This window comes from Cupriavidus sp. 01L46 (genome assembly GCF_056399905.1).
Map to the genome: position 1 here is coordinate 1 of NZ_JBFTSF010000476.1, position 3,234 is coordinate 3,234.

The following is a 3,234-nucleotide window of genomic DNA, read 5'->3' on the forward strand; positions in this document are numbered from 1 at the left end:
AGATGCGCCTGCCCAAGCTGCGCGGCGAGCGCATTGGCCAAGCGACAGACCGCTTCAACATCCGCTGGGCCGTGCTGAGCGCCGAACTGGCTGACTTGCTGCGGGACCGCAGCGCGGGCGCCGACGTCCTCGACGCCGACATCGCGCTGCGCTGGGTGGCACGGGACGATGCGCGCAACTATGTGGTGCTGGGGGACCCGGCGGTGCGCCTGAGGGTGCGGGACATGACGTAATAGCGGGCGTAGCGGCGGGCGGAATGGCGCGATGCGCGCCGGCGCCTACTCGGGCCGGATGTCCGCCGCCTTGGCGACCTTCCGCCAGCGCTCTACCTCGGACGCGATGAAGGCGGCGAACTCAGCCGGCTTCATCACTGCCGGCTCCGCGCCTTCCTTGAGGAAGAACGCCTTCATTTCCTGCGACTGGACGATCTTGCCAATCTCACCGTTGAGCTTGTCCACCAGGGCTTGCGGCGTGCCGGCGGGCGCCAGTACGCCCCACCACAATTCCAACGCACTGCCCTTGTAGCCGGCCTGCTCCAGCGGCACCAGATCCGGCGCCACGGGCGAGCGCTCGGCCGTGGTGACGGCCAGCGCCCGGACCCGCCCGCTCTTGACCTGCGAGAGGATGGACGGCGCGCTGGCCACCATCATCTGGATCTGGCCGCCCACCATGTCGGTCACCGCCGGCGACATGCCTTTGTAGGGGACATGGGTCAGCTTGATATCGGCCGCGTCCGCGAACAGCTCGCTGGCGAACTGGTTGATGCTGCCCGCACCCGAGGTCCCGTAATTGAGCTTGCCCGGATTGGCCTTTGCGTTGGCCACCAGATCGGCCACCGTCTTGAACGGCGAATTGGCGGACACCGTGACCAGCAAGGGCCCTTTGGCGAGCATGCCCACGGGCTTGAAGCTCTTCACCGCGTCATAAGGCAGGTTTGTCCGGATGGCCGCCCCGGTCGTGAAGGTCGACGTCACCATCAGCAAGGCGTAGCCGTCCGCCGGCGCCCTTGCGACRTAGGTACCCGCAATGACCCCGCCACCCGCTGGCTTGTTCTCGACCAGCACGGGTTGCCCCAATGCGTCCTGCAGATGCTTGCCGATGGCACGCGCGAAGAGATCGACCGAGCCGCCCGGGGCACTGCCGACGACGAGGCTGATCGGCTTGGCGGGATACGGGGCGGCTTGCGCGAAGCCCGGCGCGGGAAGGCAAAGGGTTGCCAGCGCCGCCAGGACGAACCTGCTGCGCGTGGCCGCGCGTGAAGTGAATGACATCCGTGTCTCCTCGGTTGATGCCTGTTGGTATGGCCGCGGGAACCTGAACGCCACGTGCCGCGTGGGCGGATTCTTCTCTGCCGGACCGATTGCGTCCAGCTTATTTTTTCTATCCTTTCAGAAGAAAAAGTAATCAATTGACCGGGAGTGCGAAGCGCTCTTCTTCAAGCCAGGTTTGCCCGCCGCAGCTTCGCCCTTAACGTCTCGATCTCGTCCAGCAGGTCAAGCACCACGGCCACGCCCGCCACCCCAAGCTCCAGGTCGCGCGCGAGCCGCAGCGCCGCGCGGGCGCGCTTGAACGTGGCGCCGTCGAAACGCCAGCGCGGCGCGTCCTCGCCGTGCGGTGTCAGCACGCCCTCCTCCACCAGCGCCACCACCTGTTCAATGTCGGCATGGCAGGCCACGCTCAGTTCCACCAGCGTGAACTGCACCTCTTCTTCGACAAGGACGCCATGCAGCATCGATATGCCTTGATCGCTCATCGCATCAAGCCTCCAGTGAACGGCGCGGAGCAAAGCCGCTAAAGGTCTTGGCCATTTCCCGGTACGCGTCATTGGCCTTTTCCGTGTCCGCCGGCGGCAAGACGATCGACAGCACCGCGTACAGGTCGCCGGGCGGCGTGCTGGGAAGGCCCTTGCCCTTGAGCCGCAGCTTGCGGCCTGCCGACGAGCCCGGCGGCACGCTGAGTTGCACGCTGCCGTCCGGCGTGGGTATGCCGACGCTGGCGCCCAAAGCGGCTTCCCATGGGGCCACGGGCAGGTCGAGGTAGACATCGCGATCGACTACGCGGAACAGGGGGTGCGGCGCGATCTCGATTTCGAGATAGAGGTCGCCGGCCGGAGCGTCTCCAAGTCCGGGGCCGCCCTGGCCTGCAAGCCGAAGATGCTGTCCACTGCGAATGCCCTTGGGAATATTGACTTCCAGTTGCCGCTCCTGCAGTCGCACGTGCCCGCTGGCGTCTGCCTGGGGCGTGCGCAGCGTGATGGTGCGGCGCCCGCCCCGGTAGACGTCCTGCAGATCGATCTGCACCTTGGCATGGTGATCGCCCCCTGCCATGCGGGCAGCGCCTCGCGCGCCGCGAGACTGCGCATGCCTGGCGCCGAAGAGCGACTCGAAGAAATCGCTGCGATCCAGGTCTTGCTCGAAATCCGCCTCGCCGCCGCTGTACTCGAAGCCGCTATCCCATCCCGGCGGCGGGGTGAACTCGCGGCCGCTCCTGTACCGCGCCCCCACGTCATCGTAAGCGGCGCGTTTCTCTTCGTCTTTCAGCGCCACGTACGCCTCGGCCACATCCTTGAAGCGGGCTTCCGCATCCGGCTCCTTGCTGACGTCCGGGTGATACTTGCGTGCCAGCTTGCGGTAGGCACGCTTGATGTCATCTTGCGTGGCCGTGGGTTCCACCCCGAGCATCGCGTAGTAGTCCTTGTACTCCATGAATGCCCCCGGCAACTGGCGTGCGGAACGCGCACGGCGCTTGGCGAATGATGCGCTTGACCTGCGGCTCTAAGTATAGGCAAAGGCACGGGCATGCGGTTCGATGCGGTCGGCCCTGCGCGCGCTGTCCGCGCACATAGCCATAACGTGGCGTGCACACCTGCGCAACCTGCTATGTTAGCGGCAAGCCTGCTACTGGAGGCAACGGTGAAAGATGTGGCATCCGCCCCGCAAGACGCTGAACAATCATGGCTCGGCAAGCTCGGGCCGGGCTTGATCACCGGCGCGGCGGACGACGATCCCAGCGGCATCGCCACCTATTCGCAGGCGGGCGCGCAGTTCGGCTTCAACATGTTGTGGACGGTGCTGCTCACCTACCCGTTGATGGTTGGCATCCAGGTGGTGAGCGCCAGGATCGGGCGGGTGAGCGGCMATGGGCTGGCCACCAATATCCGCAGGCATTACCCGGCGTGGCTCCTGTATGCCGTGATCAGCCTTTTGCTGGTTGCCAATACGATCAATATCGCGG

At 65.8% G+C, this 3,234-nt stretch carries 4 protein-coding genes and 1 pseudogene; 2 read left to right on the forward strand and 3 right to left on the reverse strand.

Annotated elements, in window-relative coordinates; all coding sequences use genetic code 11:
- Positions 1-233, forward strand: a pseudogene (locus AC1DS3_RS37090) (C25 family cysteine peptidase); the annotation flags it as partial.
- Between the two features lie 45 nt (positions 234-278).
- On the opposite strand, the gene AC1DS3_RS37095 reads toward AC1DS3_RS37090, so the two are convergent.
- The 3 genes from AC1DS3_RS37095 to AC1DS3_RS37105 all read right to left on the reverse strand — a co-directional run bounded on the left by AC1DS3_RS37095 (position 279) and on the right by AC1DS3_RS37105 (position 2,705).
- Entirely contained in the window at positions 279-1,271 is a 993-nt protein-coding gene (locus AC1DS3_RS37095) for a Bug family tripartite tricarboxylate transporter substrate binding protein (protein ID WP_441636388.1), read from the reverse strand.
- Between the two features lie 164 nt (positions 1,272-1,435).
- Entirely contained in the window at positions 1,436-1,753 is a 318-nt protein-coding gene (locus AC1DS3_RS37100; protein WP_441636390.1) for a chaperone modulator CbpM, read from the reverse strand.
- 4 nt (positions 1,754-1,757) lie between these two features.
- Positions 1,758-2,705, reverse strand: coding sequence for a DnaJ C-terminal domain-containing protein (locus AC1DS3_RS37105; protein WP_441636392.1), 948 nt, complete (start codon positions 2,703-2,705; stop codon positions 1,758-1,760).
- A 174-nt stretch (positions 2,706-2,879) separates the two neighbouring features.
- On the opposite strand from AC1DS3_RS37105, the gene AC1DS3_RS37110 reads away from it, so the two are divergent.
- On the forward strand, positions 2,880-3,234 hold a 355-nt coding region (locus AC1DS3_RS37110), incomplete at its 3' end, for a divalent metal cation transporter (RefSeq protein WP_477129188.1).